14 protein-coding genes are annotated in these 16,326 nt (G+C 72.8%); 12 read left to right on the top strand and 2 right to left on the bottom strand.

Annotation, left to right across the window (positions count from 1 at the left end):
• Positions 1 to 7: 7 nt before the first annotated feature.
• Positions 8 to 388 carry an SsgA family sporulation/cell division regulator gene (locus tag MXD95_RS19260; protein ID WP_251078660.1) on the bottom strand — a complete coding sequence of 127 codons (381 nt, stop codon included), beginning with the start codon at positions 386 to 388 and terminating at the stop codon, positions 8 to 10.
• Positions 389 to 672: 284 nt separating this feature from the next.
• Here MXD95_RS19260 and uvrC point away from each other — a divergent pair, with 284 nt between their 5' ends.
• The 12 genes from uvrC to MXD95_RS19200 all read left to right on the top strand — a co-directional run bounded on the left by uvrC (position 673) and on the right by MXD95_RS19200 (position 15,597).
• Positions 673 to 3,177 carry an excinuclease ABC subunit UvrC gene (uvrC, locus tag MXD95_RS19255; RefSeq protein ID WP_250642058.1) on the top strand — a complete coding sequence of 835 codons (2,505 nt, stop codon included), beginning with the start codon at positions 673 to 675 and terminating at the stop codon, positions 3,175 to 3,177.
• Positions 3,174 to 4,043, top strand: a complete 870-nt coding sequence (gene rapZ, locus MXD95_RS19250) for an RNase adapter RapZ (protein WP_250642057.1) — start codon at positions 3,174 to 3,176, stop codon at positions 4,041 to 4,043. Before uvrC ends, rapZ begins: the two co-directional genes overlap by 4 nt.
• An 83-nt stretch (positions 4,044 to 4,126) precedes the next feature.
• Entirely contained in the window at positions 4,127 to 5,275 is a 1,149-nt protein-coding gene (locus MXD95_RS19245) for a gluconeogenesis factor YvcK family protein (RefSeq protein WP_250642087.1), read from the top strand.
• A gap of 14 nt (positions 5,276 to 5,289) precedes the next feature.
• Entirely contained in the window at positions 5,290 to 6,267 is a 978-nt protein-coding gene (gene whiA, locus MXD95_RS19240) for a DNA-binding protein WhiA (RefSeq protein ID WP_250642086.1), read from the top strand.
• Positions 6,268 to 6,803: 536 nt separating this feature from the next.
• Positions 6,804 to 7,811, top strand: coding sequence for a type I glyceraldehyde-3-phosphate dehydrogenase (gap, locus tag MXD95_RS19235; RefSeq protein ID WP_250642056.1), 1,008 nt, complete (start codon positions 6,804 to 6,806; stop codon positions 7,809 to 7,811).
• A gap of 144 nt (positions 7,812 to 7,955) precedes the next feature.
• Positions 7,956 to 9,158: a phosphoglycerate kinase gene (locus tag MXD95_RS19230; protein WP_250642055.1), complete on the top strand. Its 1,203-nt coding sequence runs from the start codon at positions 7,956 to 7,958 to the stop codon at positions 9,156 to 9,158.
• A 69-nt stretch (positions 9,159 to 9,227) separates the two neighbouring features.
• Complete coding sequence (gene tpiA / locus MXD95_RS19225; protein WP_374122079.1) at positions 9,228 to 10,115, top strand: triose-phosphate isomerase; 888 nt, start codon at positions 9,228 to 9,230, stop codon at positions 10,113 to 10,115.
• Positions 10,116 to 10,454: 339 nt separating this feature from the next.
• Complete coding sequence (gene secG / locus MXD95_RS19220; RefSeq protein ID WP_250642054.1) at positions 10,455 to 10,685, top strand: preprotein translocase subunit SecG; 231 nt, start codon at positions 10,455 to 10,457, stop codon at positions 10,683 to 10,685.
• Positions 10,682 to 12,457: an ABC transporter substrate-binding protein gene (locus tag MXD95_RS19215; protein ID WP_250642053.1), complete on the top strand. Its 1,776-nt coding sequence runs from the start codon at positions 10,682 to 10,684 to the stop codon at positions 12,455 to 12,457. The genes secG and MXD95_RS19215 overlap by 4 nt, the downstream gene beginning before the upstream one ends.
• A gap of 283 nt (positions 12,458 to 12,740) precedes the next feature.
• Positions 12,741 to 13,076 carry an RNA polymerase-binding protein RbpA gene (locus MXD95_RS19210; RefSeq protein WP_250642052.1) on the top strand — a complete coding sequence of 112 codons (336 nt, stop codon included), beginning with the start codon at positions 12,741 to 12,743 and terminating at the stop codon, positions 13,074 to 13,076.
• A gap of 126 nt (positions 13,077 to 13,202) precedes the next feature.
• The gene (locus MXD95_RS19205; RefSeq protein ID WP_251078657.1) at positions 13,203 to 15,029 is read left to right on the top strand and encodes a serine/threonine-protein kinase; all 1,827 of its coding nucleotides are present in this window, start codon (positions 13,203 to 13,205) and stop codon (positions 15,027 to 15,029) included.
• Between the two features lie 181 nt (positions 15,030 to 15,210).
• Positions 15,211 to 15,597, top strand: a complete 387-nt coding sequence (locus MXD95_RS19200; protein ID WP_250642050.1) for an SHOCT domain-containing protein — start codon at positions 15,211 to 15,213, stop codon at positions 15,595 to 15,597.
• Positions 15,598 to 15,666: 69 nt separating this feature from the next.
• Here MXD95_RS19200 and pgl read toward each other — a convergent pair.
• On the bottom strand, positions 15,667 to 16,326 hold a 660-nt coding region (pgl, locus tag MXD95_RS19195; RefSeq protein WP_250642049.1), incomplete at its 5' end, for a 6-phosphogluconolactonase.

Genomic DNA, 16,326 nt, shown 5'->3' with positions numbered 1-16,326 from the left:
GGGGCGGTCAGTCCTGCAGGAGGTCGGCGAGCACCGTGTCCAGCTCCCGCTCGGTGTGTTCCTGGCCGGTGGGCACGAGCCGCTCGGTCCGGTCCAGGAAACGGCGCAGCGACCCGGTCGCCAGCACGACGACGGTGTTCTTCTCCCCGTCGGCCAGCTCCAGACGAACGCCGCCCTGCACCGGGTCGGGACTGATGCGCACATCGCCGTCGCCTACGGTGCGTTCCAGCCCGGCGCGCAGCGCATCCCGCGGCGCGACCCAGTTACCCTGCGGCAGCGCGGGGTGCTCGGGACGGGAGACCAGCGCCAGCGACACCGCCAGCGGGTCGCACGCACGCCAGCAGATCTGGAACACCGTGACTCGCCCGCGGCCGGCCCCGTCGTCCATGACGAACTCCGCCGTGACGTCCTTTCCAAACACGCGCTGGCTCCCTCGGCTCGCCATCCGGTGGGTCGAGGGTCGCAGCCCCTCGCCCCGGGCGCCAGCGGGCAAGCCCCGAACACCGGAAGGTGTGGATGTGATCACTTTACGTCCTGGATTCCAGGCGTGCCGTGCGGTGGTCCGCGGGCCGACAGTGGGGACCCCGCCGACCAGGGTGCAAGCTATGCGTGATGAAATAGTTACGTGCAGGTGCTGCCCGTCCCGGATGATGCTCGCCGTAGGCTCGGTTCATGGCTGATCCGGCGTCCTACCGGCCCGCGCCGGGCTCGATCCCCGAGACCCCCGGCGTCTACCGCTTCCGCGACGAGCACGGCCGTGTGCTGTACGTCGGCAAGGCCAAGAACCTGCGGGCCCGGCTGGCGAACTACTTTGCCGCTCCGCACACACTGCATCCCCGCACCCAGCGGATGGTCCGGACCGCCTGCGCGGTGGACTGGACCGTCGTCACCACCGAGGTCGAGGCCCTTCAGCTTGAGTTCACCTGGATCAAGGAGTTCGATCCGCGGTTCAACGTCCGCTACCGCGACGACAAGAGCTATCCGAGTCTCGCCGTGACCCTCCACGAGGAGTTTCCGCGCCTGCAGGTGATGCGTGGGCCCAAGCGCAGGGGCGTGCGGTATTTCGGACCCTACGCTCACGCCTGGGCGATTCGCGAGACCCTGGACCAGCTGCTGCGGGTGTTTCCGGCCCGGACCTGCTCAGCCGGAGTGTTCCGGCGTGCCACCCAGGTCGGCCGGCCCTGCCTGCTCGGATATATCGACCGTTGCAGCGCGCCGTGTGTCGGGCGGGTCGACGCCAACGAGCATCGGGAGATCGTCGAGGACTTCTGCGACTTCATGTCCGGCCAGACCGGCCGGTTCCTGCGGCGGATCGAGTCCGAGATGCGCGACGCCGCCGCGGCCCAGGAATACGAACGGGCCGCCCGGCTACGCGACGATGCTGGCGCCCTGCGGCGGGCGATCGAGAAGCAGGCGGTCGTGCTCCCTGACGGCACCGACGCCGACGTGGTCGCCTTCGCCGAGGACGAGCTGGAGGCGGCGGTCGCGATCTTCTACGTCCGGGGCGGGCGCGTGCGGGGCCAGCGTGGCTGGGTCGTCGACAAGGTTGAGGACGTGACCACGGCCGATCTCGTCGAGCAGTTCCTCACCCAGGAGTACCTCGATGGCGTGGCCCCGCCGAGCACCCCCGTCGAGGGTGACGTCGATGTGCCCGCCGCTCCTGCCTCCGATGTCGTCGGGTCGAAGGACGGGAGCCGGGTACGGGGGGACGCCCGCCGACCCGCGGGGCGGGCGAGTGTGGAAGTCGAGGGCGCCGGGATTCCGCGCGAGATCCTCCTGCCCGTTCTGCCCCCTGACGCCGAAGCCGTGACCGAACTGCTGACGGTGGCCCGCGGCGGCCGGGTGGAGCTGCGGGTGCCCCGACGCGGCGACAAGCGGACCCTGCTGGAGACGGTGCAGCGCAACGCCGCCCAAGCGCTCGCGCTGCACCGCACGAAGCGGGCCAGCGACCTGACCTCCCGCAGCCGGGCACTGGCCGAGCTGCAGGAGGCCCTGGACCTGCCGGACGCACCGCTGCGCATCGAGTGCTACGACGTCTCGAACATCCAGGGCACCAACATCGTGGCCAGCATGGTCGTGTTCGAGGACGGTCTGCCCCGCAAGTCGGAGTACCGCCGCTTCTCCATCCGCGGCAATTCCACCAGCCTGAGCGCCACCGACCGCGGCGCCACCGACCGCGGCGCCACCGACCGCGGCGCCACCGACGTGAGCGGCGTTGACGTGAGAGGCACGGGCGGCGAGAACGCCCGTGGCGGTCGCGCGGCGCGGGCACGTGGGCAGGACGACGTCGCGAGCATGTACGAGGCGATTCACCGCAGGTTCTCCCGGTATCTCGCGGAACAGGCGCGAACCGGCGAGATCGCCGGCCTACCGGCGGAGGCCGACCCCGTGACGGATGGCGGCCTGCCGGCGGACAGCGGTGGCCCGGCCAGCAGCGGCCTCGCGGCGCGGGGAGCGGGCCCGCCGGACGGAGCGTCCCGGACAGTGTCCGTCGGCGGCGAGGCCGTCGTCGGTGGCGGGCAGCCGATCGACCCGGACACCGGGCGGCCACGGAAGTTCGCCTACCCGCCGAACCTCGTCGTCGTCGACGGAGGTGCGCCGCAGGTCGCGGCCGCGGCACGAGCGCTCGAAGAACTCGGCATCGATGACGGGCCCGGCGGGGTGGCCCTGTGTGGGCTCGCGAAGCGGCTGGAGGAGGTCTGGCTGCCGGACAGCGAGGAGCCGGTGATTCTGCCCCGCGCCTCCGAGGCGCTGTACCTGCTGCAACGGGTGCGGGACGAGGCGCACCGCTTCGCCATCACCTACCACCGGCAGAAGCGGTCCACGGCGATGGTGGCCTCCGCGCTCGACCAGGTGCCGGGCCTGGGCGAGACTCGGCGCAAGGCGTTGCTGCGCGCGTTCGGGTCCGTGACGAAGATCCGCGCGGCCAGCGCCGAGGAACTCGCGGTGGTGCCCGGGATCGGTCCGCGGACCGCGGAGGCGATCGTCGCGACCCTCGCCCGCACGGCGCCGGGCCAGGCGGACGCGCCGGCTCCCGCGGTCAACCCGACCACCGGGGAGATCCTCGACGATGCCTGCCCCGCTGGCGAGCCTGACCCCGCTGACCAGGCTGACCCCGCTGACCAGGCGAAGCGTGCCAGGCGGGCGGAGCATGCGGACGCGGGGCGGACGTCATGACCACGCCGACTCTCGAGCTCGCCATCATCACCGGCCTGTCCGGGGCGGGGCGGAGTACGGCCGCGAAGTGCCTGGAGGATCTCGGCTGGTTCGTCGTGGACAACCTGCCGCCGGCGCTGCTGTCGACGATGGCCGAGCTCGGTCATCGGTCCGGCGGGGCGGTCAGCCGGATCGCCGTGGTCGTGGACGTCCGGGGCCGGGCGTTCTTCTCGGATCTGCGGGCGGCGGTCGCGTCCCTGGACATCCGCGGCATGCAGCCGCGGATGCTGTTCCTCGAAGCCAGCGACGACGCGCTGATCCGCCGGTTCGACCATGTCCGCCGGCCGCATCCGCTGCAGGGCGACGGGCGGGTCGTCGACGGTATCGGCCGGGAGCGGGCGCTGCTCGCCGAGCTACGAGGCGAGGCCGACCTCGTGCTCGACACGACCGACCTCAACGTGCACGAGCTTCGGGCGAAGATCGACGCCTCCTTCGGGCAGCCCCGCGCGCACCGGCTCAACGCCACCGTCGTCTCGTTCGGCTACAAGTACGGGCTGCCGTTGGACGCTGATCTCGTGGCCGACTGCCGGTTCCTGCCCAACCCGCACTGGGTGGAGGAGCTGCGGCCCTACACCGGGCGGGATCCGCAGGTCCGCGACTACGTGCTCGCCCAGTCGGGAGCGGCGGAGTTCCTCGACCAGTACGCGGCGCTGCTGCATCTGGTGGGGGAGGGGTACGCCCGGGAGGGCAAGCGCTACCTGACCCTCGCGGTCGGGTGCACCGGCGGCAAGCATCGCAGTGTCGCCATGGCCGAGCAGATCGGCGCGCGCCTGGCGGCCGACGGCGTCGGCGTCCGCGTGGTTCACCGCGACCTGGGTCGGGAGTGAGTGTGATCCGTTCCGGTGAGCAGGACGGCGGTCAGGGTGGCTCGGCGATCATCCGGCCCGGCGGGCAGAACGGCGCATGGGCGGTGCCGCGTCCGGGCGAGGGTCCCGGCGGGTCGGCGGCGGCACGTCCGGCGCCGGCGGTCGTCGCCTTCGGCGGCGGGCACGGCCTTGCCGCGTCGCTGGCGGCGCTGCGCCGGCTGACCCCGGCGCTCACCGCGGTGGTGACAGTGGGTGATGACGGGGGGTCCTCCGGCCGGCTGCGAGCCGAACTCGGCGCGCTGCCCATGGGCGACCTGCGGATGGCCCTGGCCGCCCTCGCCGGATCGGACGGGGGCCCGGCGGCCTGGGCCGATCTGTTCCAGCACCGCTTCGGCGGGCCCGGTCCGCTCGGCGGGCACGCCGTCGGCAACCTGGTGCTCACCGGGCTCGCCGAACGCGTCGGATCGCCGGTGGCCGCCCTCGACCTCGCCGCTGGGCTGCTCGGAGTGCGGGGCCGGGTGCTGCCGCTGGCGACGGCGGGGATCGACATCGTCGCCGACGTCGCCGGGCTGGACCCGAACGCGCCTGAGGTGACCAGCGAGGTGCGCGGGCAGGCCGCGGTGGCCACCACGACCGGCCGGGTGCGCGGGGTGCGCCTGGCTCCAGCCGAACCCGTGGCCTGCCGGGAGGCGGTGGCGGCTGCCCGTGCCGCGGACTGGCTGGTCCTCGGGCCGGGCTCGCTCTACACCAGCATGCTGCCGCACCTGCTGGTGCCCGGGATGCGCCAGGCGATCACCTCGTCCCGGGCCCGCACACTCATGGTGCTCAACCTGGCGGCCCAACCGGGGGAGACCTCCGGCTACACCCCGCAGGCACATCTGGAGGCGTTGCGCCGGCATGTGCCCGGCCTGCACCTCGACGTGGTCCTGGCGGATCCGACGGCGGTGCCTGAACTCGAACCGCTTGCCGCGGCGGCGGCCCGCCTGGGTGCCCAGCTCTATCTGGCTCCGGTGCGGGTCCCGGACGCGTCCGTGCACGACCCGGCCCGGCTTGCCGCAGCCTTCCAGGCAGTGTTCGCGGCGGAGGATCCCGCGGCATCCGCGGCATCCACGGCATCCACGGCATCCACGGCACCCGCGGCAGCCGTGCCTCCGGCACAGACCGGGGCTCCGGTCAACGGAGCCGCCCGGCCGGTGTGCCCCTCGTCTGGCGGAGTGGTCCGCTGGACCTCATCTGGCGAAGCCAAGGAGTGATCGGTGTGGCGGCGATGACGGCCACCGTCAAGGACGAACTGAGCCGGCTACGGGTCGCGAAGCCCTGTTGCCGGCGAGCGGAGATGGCAGCACTGCTGCGTTTCGGCGGCGGCCTGCACATCGTCGGGGGCCGAATCGTCGTCGAGGCCGAGCTGGACACCGGGGCGACCGCGCGCCGGCTGCGCCGAGAGGTCGCCGAGGTGTTCGGCTTCCCGTCCACCGTGGCGGTGCTCGCCGCGGGTGGGCTGCGCCGCTCGGTGCGCTACATCGTGCGGGTCGAGCGCGACGGTGAACAGCTCGCCCGCTCGACCGGGCTGCTCGACCAGCGCGGCCGGCCGGTGCGTGGCCTGCCCCCGCAGGTCGTCACCGGCTCGGCCTGCGACGCGGCGGCGGCCTGGCGGGGCGCGTTCCTCGCCCACGGCTCGTTGACCGAACCGGGGCGGTCCTGCTCGCTGGAGGTCACCTCTCCCGGGCCGGAGGCGGCGCTCGCGCTCGTCGGCGCGGCGCGGCGGCTCGGTGTGCAGGCCAAGAGCCGGGACGTGCGCGGGGTCGACCGCGTGGTGATTCGCGACGGCGACGCGATCGGCGCGTTGCTGACCCGCATCGGCGCGCATGACAGCCTGCTGGCCTGGGAGGAACGGCGGATGCGCCGGGAGGTCCGGGCGACCGCGAACCGGCTGGCCAACTTCGACGACGCCAACCTGCGCCGCTCGGCGCGGGCGGCGGTCGCGGCCGGGGCGCGGGTGCAGGCGGCGATGCGCATCCTCGGCGAGGACGCGCCCGAGCATCTGCTGGCCGCCGGCCGGCTGCGTCTCGAGCACGCCCAGGCCTCGCTGGAGGAGCTGGGGGCCCTGGCCGACCCGCCGCTGACCAAGGACGCGGTGGCCGGGCGCATCCGCCGGCTGCTGGCACTGGCCGACAAGCGGGCCAACGCCCTCGGTATCCCCAACACCGAGGCGAGTGTCTCCCCGGATCTACTCGAGAACGCCTGATTGACCGCGGCCAGAGCCTCTCCGTCGATTTCGGGCAATTCGCTGCATCGTTAGACGAAATTGGGTGGGGCGAGTCTCGCCGGGACTGATCCGGGCCTTGACTCGCGAGGCTGCTGCGGCCTGATCGGTGAGCCGTGGTCGGGATGGAATAATGTGCCCTGGATAGCACTATCGGGATCGCCCACAGGGGGCGGAACCAGGGCCCCGGCCCGGCATCCCCAGGTGGGAACCGGGCGCGGTCGGCAGGGACTCGCCTGGCGGGTCGGTGCTGGCCCGGGGCCCGTCGAGGCGGCGCGGGGCGCGACCGTGCGCGGCTGCCCGGCAGCGTTTGTCGGCGATCGGCACGGGCGAGGGAAATGCGACCTCGTGTGAGGAGACCAACACCGCACGCTTCGGATTGCGGCCGATGATGTGCGAACTCGTTAGGCTCCTCCCTCGACAACGTCATACCGAACGGCGTCATGGCGCGACGGTGTCGTGACGGTCAAACGACGAGACACACGACGAGACACACGACGGTAGGGAGAGTCCAGGACGTGGCGACAAGGGTGGGTGTCAACGGCTTCGGGCGGATCGGCCGTAACTTCTGGCGGGCGCTCGCGGCGAGCAAGCGGGACGACCTGGAGATCGTCGCCGTCAACGACCTGACCGACAGCAGGACCCTCGCGCATCTGCTGAAGTACGACACCACGCTGGGCACGCTCGCCGCGCCGGTCAGCGTCACCGACGGCGGCATCAAGGCCGGCGACTCGGTGATCAAGGTACTGGCCGAGCGGGACCCGGCCGCGTTGCCGTGGGGTGAGCTGGGAGTCGACGTCGTCATCGAGTCGACCGGCCGCTTCACCAAGGCCGCCGACGCCGGCAAGCACCTGGCGGCCGGCGCGAAGAAGGTCATCATCTCGGCCCCGGCCAAGGACGAGGACATCACCGTCGTCATGGGCGTGAACGACGACGCCTACGACCCGGCCACGCACCACATCCTGTCCAACGCCTCCTGCACCACCAACTGCGTGGCGCCGCTGGCGAAGGTCCTCGACGAGGCGTTCGGCATCGCCCAGGGCCTGATGACCACCGTGCACGCCTACACCAACGACCAGGTCATCCTCGACTTCCCGCACTCCGACCTGCGTCGGGCCCGCGCCGCCGCGCAGAACATCATCCCGACCACCACCGGTGCCGCCAAGGCCACCGCGCTGGTCCTGCCGCAGCTCAAGGGCAAGCTCGACGGCCTCGCCATGCGGGTTCCCGTGCTCGACGGCTCGGTCACCGACCTGGTCGCCACGCTGACCAGGCCGGCGAGCAAGGAGGAGGTCAACGCGGCGTTCAAGGCGGCGGCCGAGGGCCCGCTCAAGGGTTACCTGGTCTACACCGAGGACCCGATCGTCTCCTCCGACATCGTCAACACCCCGGCGTCGTGCACCTTCGACTCGCTGCTGACGATGTCCGCCGGCAACCAGGTCAAGGTCATCGGCTGGTACGACAACGAGTGGGGCTATTCCAACCGTCTGGTCGACCTGACCGCGCTCGTCGCCGCCCGCCTCTAGCCCGGGCATCCGCCGCCGGCCGCCCTCGCGGTGCCGGCGGCGGGATCGGGCCGGGACCGCGGTGGTGCCGGCCGCCGCCTGTCGCGACTGCTGCCCACCCCCTTGCCGCCGGCCCCCCGGCTCGAGCCCCAGGAGTAACACAGAGTGAGGACGATCGACGACCTGCAGGTCGCCGGGCACCGCGTTCTGGTCCGCTGTGACCTGAACGTCCCGCTGGACCGGTCGGGTGACATTCCGCGCATCACCGACGACGGCCGGATCCGGGCAAGTGTCCCGACGATCGCCGCGCTGCTCGACCGCGGCGCGCGGGTGATCGTCGCCTCCCATCTGGGCCGGCCCAAGGGGGAGCCGGACGCGCAGTACTCGCTGGAGCCGGTCGCCGCCCGCCTCGGCGCGCTGCTCGGCCGCCCGGTCGCGTTCGCCGGTGACGGCAGCGGTGACATCGCCGGTTCCCGCGCCCGCGAGGTCGTCGCGGCCCTCGGCGACGGCGAGGTGGCACTGCTGGAGAACCTACGGTTCCACCCGGGCGAGACCAGCAAGGACGTCGCGGTGCGCGCCGCGTTCGCCGACGAGCTGGCCGCGCTCGGCGAGTTCTACGTCGGGGACGCCTTCGGCGCCGTGCACCGCGCGCACGCCAGCGTCGTCGACGTGCCCAAGCGGCTGCCGCACGCCTCGGGGAGCCTCGTGCTCACCGAGCTCGACGTGCTGCGCCGGCTGTCCAGCGACCCCGCCCACCCCTACGCGGTGGTCCTCGGCGGCTCGAAGGTCTCCGACAAGCTGGGCGTGATCCGCGCCCTGCTGCCGAAGGTCGACGCCCTGCTGGTCGGCGGCGGGATGTGCTTCACGTTCCTGGCCGCGCTCGGCCACGGGGTCGGCGCCTCGCTGCTCGAGGCCGAGATGATCGACACCTGCACGTCGCTGCTCGCCGAGGGCGGTGACCGCATCGTGCTGCCCACCGACGTCGTCATCGCCGACCGCTTCGCCGCCGACGCGGCCACGCGGACCGTCGCCGCGGACGCGATCGGCGAGGGCTGGCTGGGCCTGGACATCGGCCCCGCCTCCACGGCGGCCTTCGCCGCCCGGCTCGCCGATGCCGCTACCGTCTTCTGGAACGGGCCGATGGGCGTGTTCGAGCTGGCGCCGTTCGCCGCCGGCACCCGGGGCGTCGCCGAGGCCATCGCCGCCGGCTCCGGCTTCTCCGTCGTCGGTGGGGGTGACTCCGCCGCGGCCGTGCGCAGCCTGGGCATCCCCGACGCGGACTTCAGCCACATCTCCACCGGCGGCGGGGCGAGCCTGGAATACCTCGAAGGCAAGGACCTGCCGGGCCTCGCCGCCCTGGACGTCTGAGCGCCGCACTCGCCCGGCAGTGCGTTCGCCGGGCACCGCACGTCAGGAAGGACCGGGGGACACCGGGACATGCCACCACTGGGACGCGGACGATCCGACAAGGGCCGTTCCGACAAGGGCCGATCCGAGAAGGGCCGATCCGAGAAGGGCTCAGCCGTGAGCGCGACATCCACCAACGGTGGCGGGCGCCGGACGCTGGTCGCCGGCAACTGGAAAATGAACCTCAACCATCTCGAGGCGATCGCGCTGGTGCAGAAAATCGCCTTCGATCTCAAACCCGCCGAGCTCGAGGCCGTCGAGGTCGTCGTGATCCCGCCGTTCACCGACATCCGCAGCGTGCAGACCCTCATCGACGGGGACAAGCTCGCGCTCGGCTACGGCGCGCAGGACCTCTCCCCGCACGCGTCGGGCGCCCACACCGGTGACATCGCCGGGTCGATGCTCGCCAGGCTCGGCTGCTCCTACGCCGTCGTCGGGCACTCCGAGCGCCGCGCCGACCATCACGAGGACGACGCCACCGTGGCCGCCAAGGCCAAGGCCGCCTTCGCCGTCGGGATCACGCCGATCCTGTGCGTCGGGGAGGTCGAGGCGATCCGGGTCGCCGGCACCCAGGTCGAGCACGTGCTCGGCCAGCTCGCCGGCTCGCTGGCTGGAATCACCGCCGAGCAGGCCGCGACCATTGTCATCGCCTACGAGCCGGTGTGGGCGATCGGCACCGGTCGCACCGCCTCCGCGCAGGACGCGCAGGACATGTGCGCCGCCGTGCGCGGCAAGCTCGCCGAGCTGTACGGCGAACAGGTCGCGAACGGCATCCGGGTGCTCTACGGCGGCTCGGTGAAGGCGGCCAACGCCGGCGAGCTGTTCACGATGCCCGACGTCGACGGCGGCCTGGTGGGCGGCGCGAGCCTCGTCGCCGAGGAGTTCGTCGGCATCGTCCGCAGCGGCCCCGCCGCCTGACCGGCCGGCGGGTCGGTCCGGGAATTTTGCTTCGGGCGGGCCCGCGGTGGTCGCTCTGCTGCTGAAGGTGCGGCTGGGTGGGGCTGGATGCGCGGCGAGGTGGGCGGCGCTGGTGCTGTGTGCGTGATGGGCGAGGTCTGGTGGAGTGCCCGGGCCGCGTGGGCGGGGCAGGCCTGGCCGGGTGCGATACTTTTGCATCTCACGCCGGTTCAGGTCTGACGGACCCGAGCCCGGCGGTGAAACGTGAGCCGCTGTGACATGCGGGCTCGTCGCCGGCGCGACGATCAATCGGGATGCGGTGATCCACCGCTTCCCCCGGGAGCGGGAGCTGGTCCGAAAATGACGGTCGGTCTGTCGATCGCCCTGATCATCGCGAGTATTCTGATGATCCTTCTCGTGCTGTTGCACCGCGCGAAGGGCGGCGGCCTGTCGACGCTGTTCGGCGGTGGCGTGTCGTCCTCGCTCGGCGGGTCCTCCGTGGTGGAGAAGAACCTCGACCGGCTGACGATCATCGTGGGCAGCGTGTGGTTCGTCTGCATTATCGGCCTCGGTCTGCTGCTGAAAAATTGAGCCCGCGGTCAGCCCGGGCGGTGGCCGCGCTGGTCGCGGCCGTTGCCCTCCTTGCGGCATGTAGCGGCGGCGGCAGCGACGATGGTCCGATCGCCGCGACCCCCAGCCCGTCCGCCGCGGCCACCACGGCGCCGGTGGCGAAGCCGGGGGGGACGCTGCGCATCGTCACCGGGCGGATGCCCAACGGCGATCCGGGTTGGGCCGTCTCGTCCGGCGAGCAGGCGGTGGCTCGGCTCGTCACCCGCCAGCTGTACAGCTACCCGACCGACAGAGATCCGACCAGGTCGACGGTTCCCCGCCCGGATCTGGCCGTCGGCGCGCCGGTGGTCTCCGACAACGGTCTCGTGTACACGGTGCGGCTGCGCGCGGCGGCCCGGTGGGACACGCCCAACCAGCGCCGGATCACGGCGAACGACGTGGCCCGAGGGGTCAAGCGGCTGTGCACCCCGCCGAACCCGTCGCCGCTGCGCGGCTACTTCGCCGCGACGATCGTCGGGTTCAGCCAGTTCTGCGACGAGCTCGCCGCCACGCCGCTCGCGGACGCCGCCGCGTTCATCGAGAGCAACACGATCGAGGGCGTGGAGATCGTCGGAGATGACACCGTCGCCTTCCACCTGCTCGCGCCGGTGAACGACTTCGTCGACGTGCTCGCCCTGCCCGCCGCGTCCCCGGTGCCGCTGGAGGTGCTGGCCTATCAGCCGAACTCGCTGGACTACCTCCACAACCTCGTCTCGGCCGGGCCGTACCGCTTCACCGTGGCGCAGGACGACAGTCCCGGTTTCCGGCTGTCCCGCAATCCGTCGTGGAACGCCTCGTCGGATCCGATCCGTCCCGCGCTGGTCGACCACATCACGATCACGGACGGGCAGACCTCGGATCAGATGCTGCAGGAGCTCGAGGCCGGCAACGCCGACATGTCGCTTGGCGCCGTGCTGCCCACGGCCCGGGCCGAGGAACTCGCGAAGGCGAAGGACGACCGGCTCGAGGTCGACCAGGTCGGCACCACCCTGGCGCTCACGGTCGGTCTGGACGGCCCGTCCGCGGCGGCGCTGCGCGAACAGAGCATCCGCCAGGCGCTGCCCTACTGTGTGGACCGGACGAGTCTCGCCGCGGCGCTGGGCGGCCCGGAGTTCGCCACGGCGGCCACCAGCCTGCTGCAGGAGCCGATGACCGGCTACACCGAGGCCGATCCGTTCCCGAGCGCGGGCGGCACAGGCGACGCGGACCGCTGCCGGGAGGCGCTGCGTGACACACCCGGTGGGCCCGTGACGGCGCTGTCCCTGCTGACCTCCGACGGCCAGGCGGACGCCGCGGTCGCCGAGTCCCTGCGTACCTCGTTCGCCCGCGCCGGGATCCGCCTGGACGTGCGGATCCGCACCGGTGACAAGTACACCGCCGCCGCCGTCGCGCCGAACGGCCAGTTCTGGGACCTGGCACTGACCCGCATCATGCCGGCCTGGTTCGGCGACGCGGGGCGCACCGTCTTCCAACCGCTGCTGGACGAGACCTGGGTCGGCTCCCGGCCCGCCGACGGCGGTTACCGGGACCCGGTCGCCGCGCGTCAGCTGGACGCCGCCCTGCGGGCGAGGTCCGAGTCGGACGCGGCCACCGACTGGGCGGAGCTCGAGCAGACCGTCGTCGCCAGCGCCGCGGTCATCCCGCTCGCGGTCGTGCACGCTCCGGTGCTGCACAGCGGCAACGTCACCACGTTCACGATCGTGCCGTCGATCGGCACGGCTGATCCGACCGCCATCTCCCTCGGTTCCGGCTGACCGCATTGCCGCCCCGGGGCGGGTCGCGGGCCAGCCATTCATGATCGTCCGGGGTGTGCGTGGCCGACTTGGGGTGGTCGGTGCATCCACGTCGAGCTGTGGCGTCCTACACTCCCCCCAGGACGTACCCGGAGGGACAACCGGGGGAGAGCCGGGAACGTCGGGCTTGCGGGCCGGTCGCCGCCCAGCACGGTGCGCTGCACGTGGGCACCGTGCTGGGGGAGCGGGTCGGTCGGCGCCGGCGGGCCGCATCCATGGGACGAGACGAAGGAGCACGCGGGCCGTGGCAGGTGGCAACGCCATTCGGGGGAGCCGAGTCGGGGCCGGACCGATGGGAGAGGCTGAGCGGGGCGAGACCGCGCCCCGCCAGCGCATCTCCTTCTGGTGCGCGAACGAGCACGAGACAAGGCCGTCGTTCGCGGCGGACGCGGCGGTCCCCGACACATGGGACTGTCCGAGCTGCGGCCTGCCGGCGGGCCGGGACCGGGAGAACACTCCCGCCCCGCCGCGGACAGAGCCGTACAAGACGCATCTCGCGTATGTGCGGGAACGGCGCAACGAGAAGGACGGCGAGGCGATCCTTGCCGAAGCGCTCGCGAAGCTGCGAGGCGCCTCCTAGGCTGGAACGGGGCCGGCTCGCCCCCGTTCCAAGGGCCAGCCGAGACGCGCGGCCCGTGCGCCTGGCGCTTCGTGCCGTCCTCTCCCACAACGCTGGACGGCCTGTGACCCTGGACGGCCTGTGACCCTGGACGCTGGCACTGGCGGTGGGCCACCGGCTGCCCGGGACGCTGCCGGGGTGGGTCGGGTCGTCGGCGGGCGGTACCGGCTGGAGGCATGGCTCGGCGCCGGCGGGATGGGCCGGGTCTGGCGGGCCCACGATGAGGTGCTGCGGGTCGACGTCGCGCTCAAGGAGATCCGTTTCCCGGCGGATCTCGAGGCCGCCGAGCGGGCTGGTCAGGTGGACGCGGCGATGCGTGAGGCCCGCGCCGCCGCCCAACTGCGGGGCAATCCGCACGTCGTCACGGTTCATGACGCCGTCGAACATGACGGTCTGCCCTGGCTGGTGATGGAATACGTGCCGGCCGACACGCTGGCCACCGTGGTCGACCGGTCCGGCCCGCTGCCGGTCAGCCAGGTCGCCGACATCGGCCTCGCCGTTCTGGACGCGCTCGTCGCCGGCGCCCGGCTCGGCGTTCTGCACCGGGACGTCAAACCGTCGAACGTCCTGCTGGCCCACGACGGACGGGTGCTGCTGACGGATTTCGGTATCGCGGCCCACGCCTCCGACCCCACCCTGCCCGACCGTTCGGCGGGCGCAGCCCGGCCCGGCCCGGTGGTTCGAGCCGGCGGGGACGGCCAGATCCTGCCGGCCGATCGTGGCCTGCTCGTGGTCGCCGCGCTGGAACGCCTGCGCAGCGGGGGCGGCACACCCGCCTACACGGCGCCCGAGCGGCTGATCAACGGGACGGCGACGCTCGCCAGCGACCTGTTCTCCCTGGGCGCGAGCCTCTACCTGGCCGTCGAGGGCCACTCGCCGTTCGCCCGAGAGGACCTGGCCGCCACCGTCCGCGCCGTCATGGAGGACGATCCCGCGGAGTTCACCCGCGCCGGTCCGGTCGCCCACGCCATCGCCGGCCTGCTGGCGAAGTCCCCCGCGACCCGACTCGGCGCTGACGGTGCCGGGACCCTACTACGCTGGGCCCGCCAGCCTGCCCTGTCCCGTGCGCCGGCCGTTCTCACCCCGACCACCACGGATCGCGGGGCGGACCTGTCCGGTGCGGAGGCTGCCCGAGCGGACCGTGCCGAGGATGCTCCTGCCGCCTCCGGGGCGAGTGCCACGCCACCCCTCCCGTCGTCTGATCGACGGCGGTCGTCTCTCGACCCCGGTGCTCCCGTCCCGCTCGGCCGCCTTCCGGGCCAGGCCCGATTCGGGGCGCCCGGCCGATCCAGCGGTCGGAATCCGGCCGCTGGCGGGCCGCGGCGGCCGAGCCTTGGCCGGACGCTGCCGATCGGCGGATGGCTGCCCGCCGGCATATCCGCGGTGATGGTGATGGTGGCGGTGGTGGCGGCGCTCGTGGCGGGGGCCGTCTATCTGCTCGCCGCCAGCGGGTCGAACGCCGACGCCCACGGTCGTGATCCGTCCGGCTTTCCCACCTCGGCTCCGCCCAGCCCACTGATCGCGACAGTGCCGGCTGCCATGATCGGACGGTGGCAGGGGACGGTCGCGCAGGGCGCACTGTCCTTCCCCCTGACGATGACCCTGCGCGCGGGCCAGGTCGGCGAGACCGTCGGCACGGCGCGTAACCCGCGGGACGGCTGCACCAGCGACCTGCGGCTGGTCTCGGCCGGGGCCGACGACGATCCGAGCAGCCACGAGGTCCCTGCCACCGACGACGGGCAGGGGGCCACCTCCGCCCGGTTCCACGAGCAGCTCACGGGCGGCGCGCCGTCCTGCACCGCCGTGGACGTCGATGTGGTCACCGTGCGGTCTGATGGCGACCTCGATCTCTCCTACTCCGCGTCCCTGCTCACCTCCTCCGGTCACGGCGTCCTGCGCCGCGCGGCCCCCTGACCCTCGCCTCGTCGCGCCGAGAACGAGGCGAGGCGAGGCGAGGGCGGGGCGGAGGGCGGGTGGGGAGGTGGCGCGGAGGGTGAGCGGGTATTACCTGGGTCTGGGCTCGGTGGCCTGCTCTGGGAATGGGTGGGAATGGCCTGGCGGGCCCCGCGTAACGGTGGCTACAGGAGGTACCGCGATGGATCCGGATTTTCCGCTCTTGAGTGTATTTCTCTACATGCTGTGGTTTTTCGCGTTCGTGTTGTGGATCTGGCTGTTGGTGGCGGTGATCACGGATGTCTTTCGCAGTCGTGATCTGTCCGGATGGGGGAAGGCCGGCTGGACCGCCGCCATCATCGTGCTTCCGTGTCTGGGCGTGCTCGGCTATCTGATCGTCCGGGGTGGGAGCATGCACGAGCGCAGCCGGGCTGTCGCCGAGCGGGACGAGCGGGCCTGGCGTTCCTATCTGCGCGAGGCGGCCGGGACGAGCAGTGCCGACGAGCTTGGCAAGCTCGCCCACCTGCATGACCAGGGAGTCATCTCCGACGTGGAGTACGAACGCGGCAAGACGAAGATTCTCACCTGAGAAGGCGTGCCGGCCGGTGCTGAGAAGCGCCGGCCGGCACGCGGGGATGGAACGCGGCTGGAACGGGCGTCAGCCGGACGCGAGGCGGGAGGCGGCCGCGCGGTCGACGAGCCACAGGGTGCGTTCCCGGCCGACCGCTCCGGCCGCGGGGACGGCGATCGGTCCGGCCCCGGAGAACGCCGCGGCGACCGCCTCGGCCTTCTCCTCGCCAGCGACGATCACCCACACCTCGCGGGCCGACTGGATCGTCGACAGAGTCAGCGAGACGCGCACGGGCGGTGGCTTCGGGCTGTCATGGACGGCGATGACGGCCTCCGTCGCCGTCACGCCGGACAGGTTCGGGAACAGTGATGCGACATGCCCGTCCGGGCCGAGGCCGAGCAGCACCACGTCGAACACGGGGACGCTCGCACCCGGCGCCGCCCGGCTGGCGAGCAGCCGCGCATACTCCGAAGCGGCGGCCTCCGGGGCCGGGTACCCCCCGGCCGGCGGGCCGTCGGCATCGCCCCCGCTGGCTGGAGCTGCCGGCGGGGCCAGGTATCCCATGGGGAAGACCCGCTTGGGGTCGACCGGGATGTGGTCGATCAGCGCCTCGCGGGCCTGCCGATCGTTGCGGTCGGGGGAGTCGGGGGGGGGGGGGGGGGGGGGGGGGCCCCCCCCCCCCCCCCCCCCCCCCCCCCCCCCCCCCCCCCCCCCCCCCGCCCCCCCCCCCCCCCCCCCCCCCCCCCC

This window comes from Frankia sp. AiPa1 (assembly GCF_023243075.1).
Lineage (GTDB): Bacteria > Actinomycetota > Actinomycetes > Frankiales > Frankiaceae > Frankia.
This window is presented reverse-complemented; position numbering and strand designations above follow the sequence as displayed.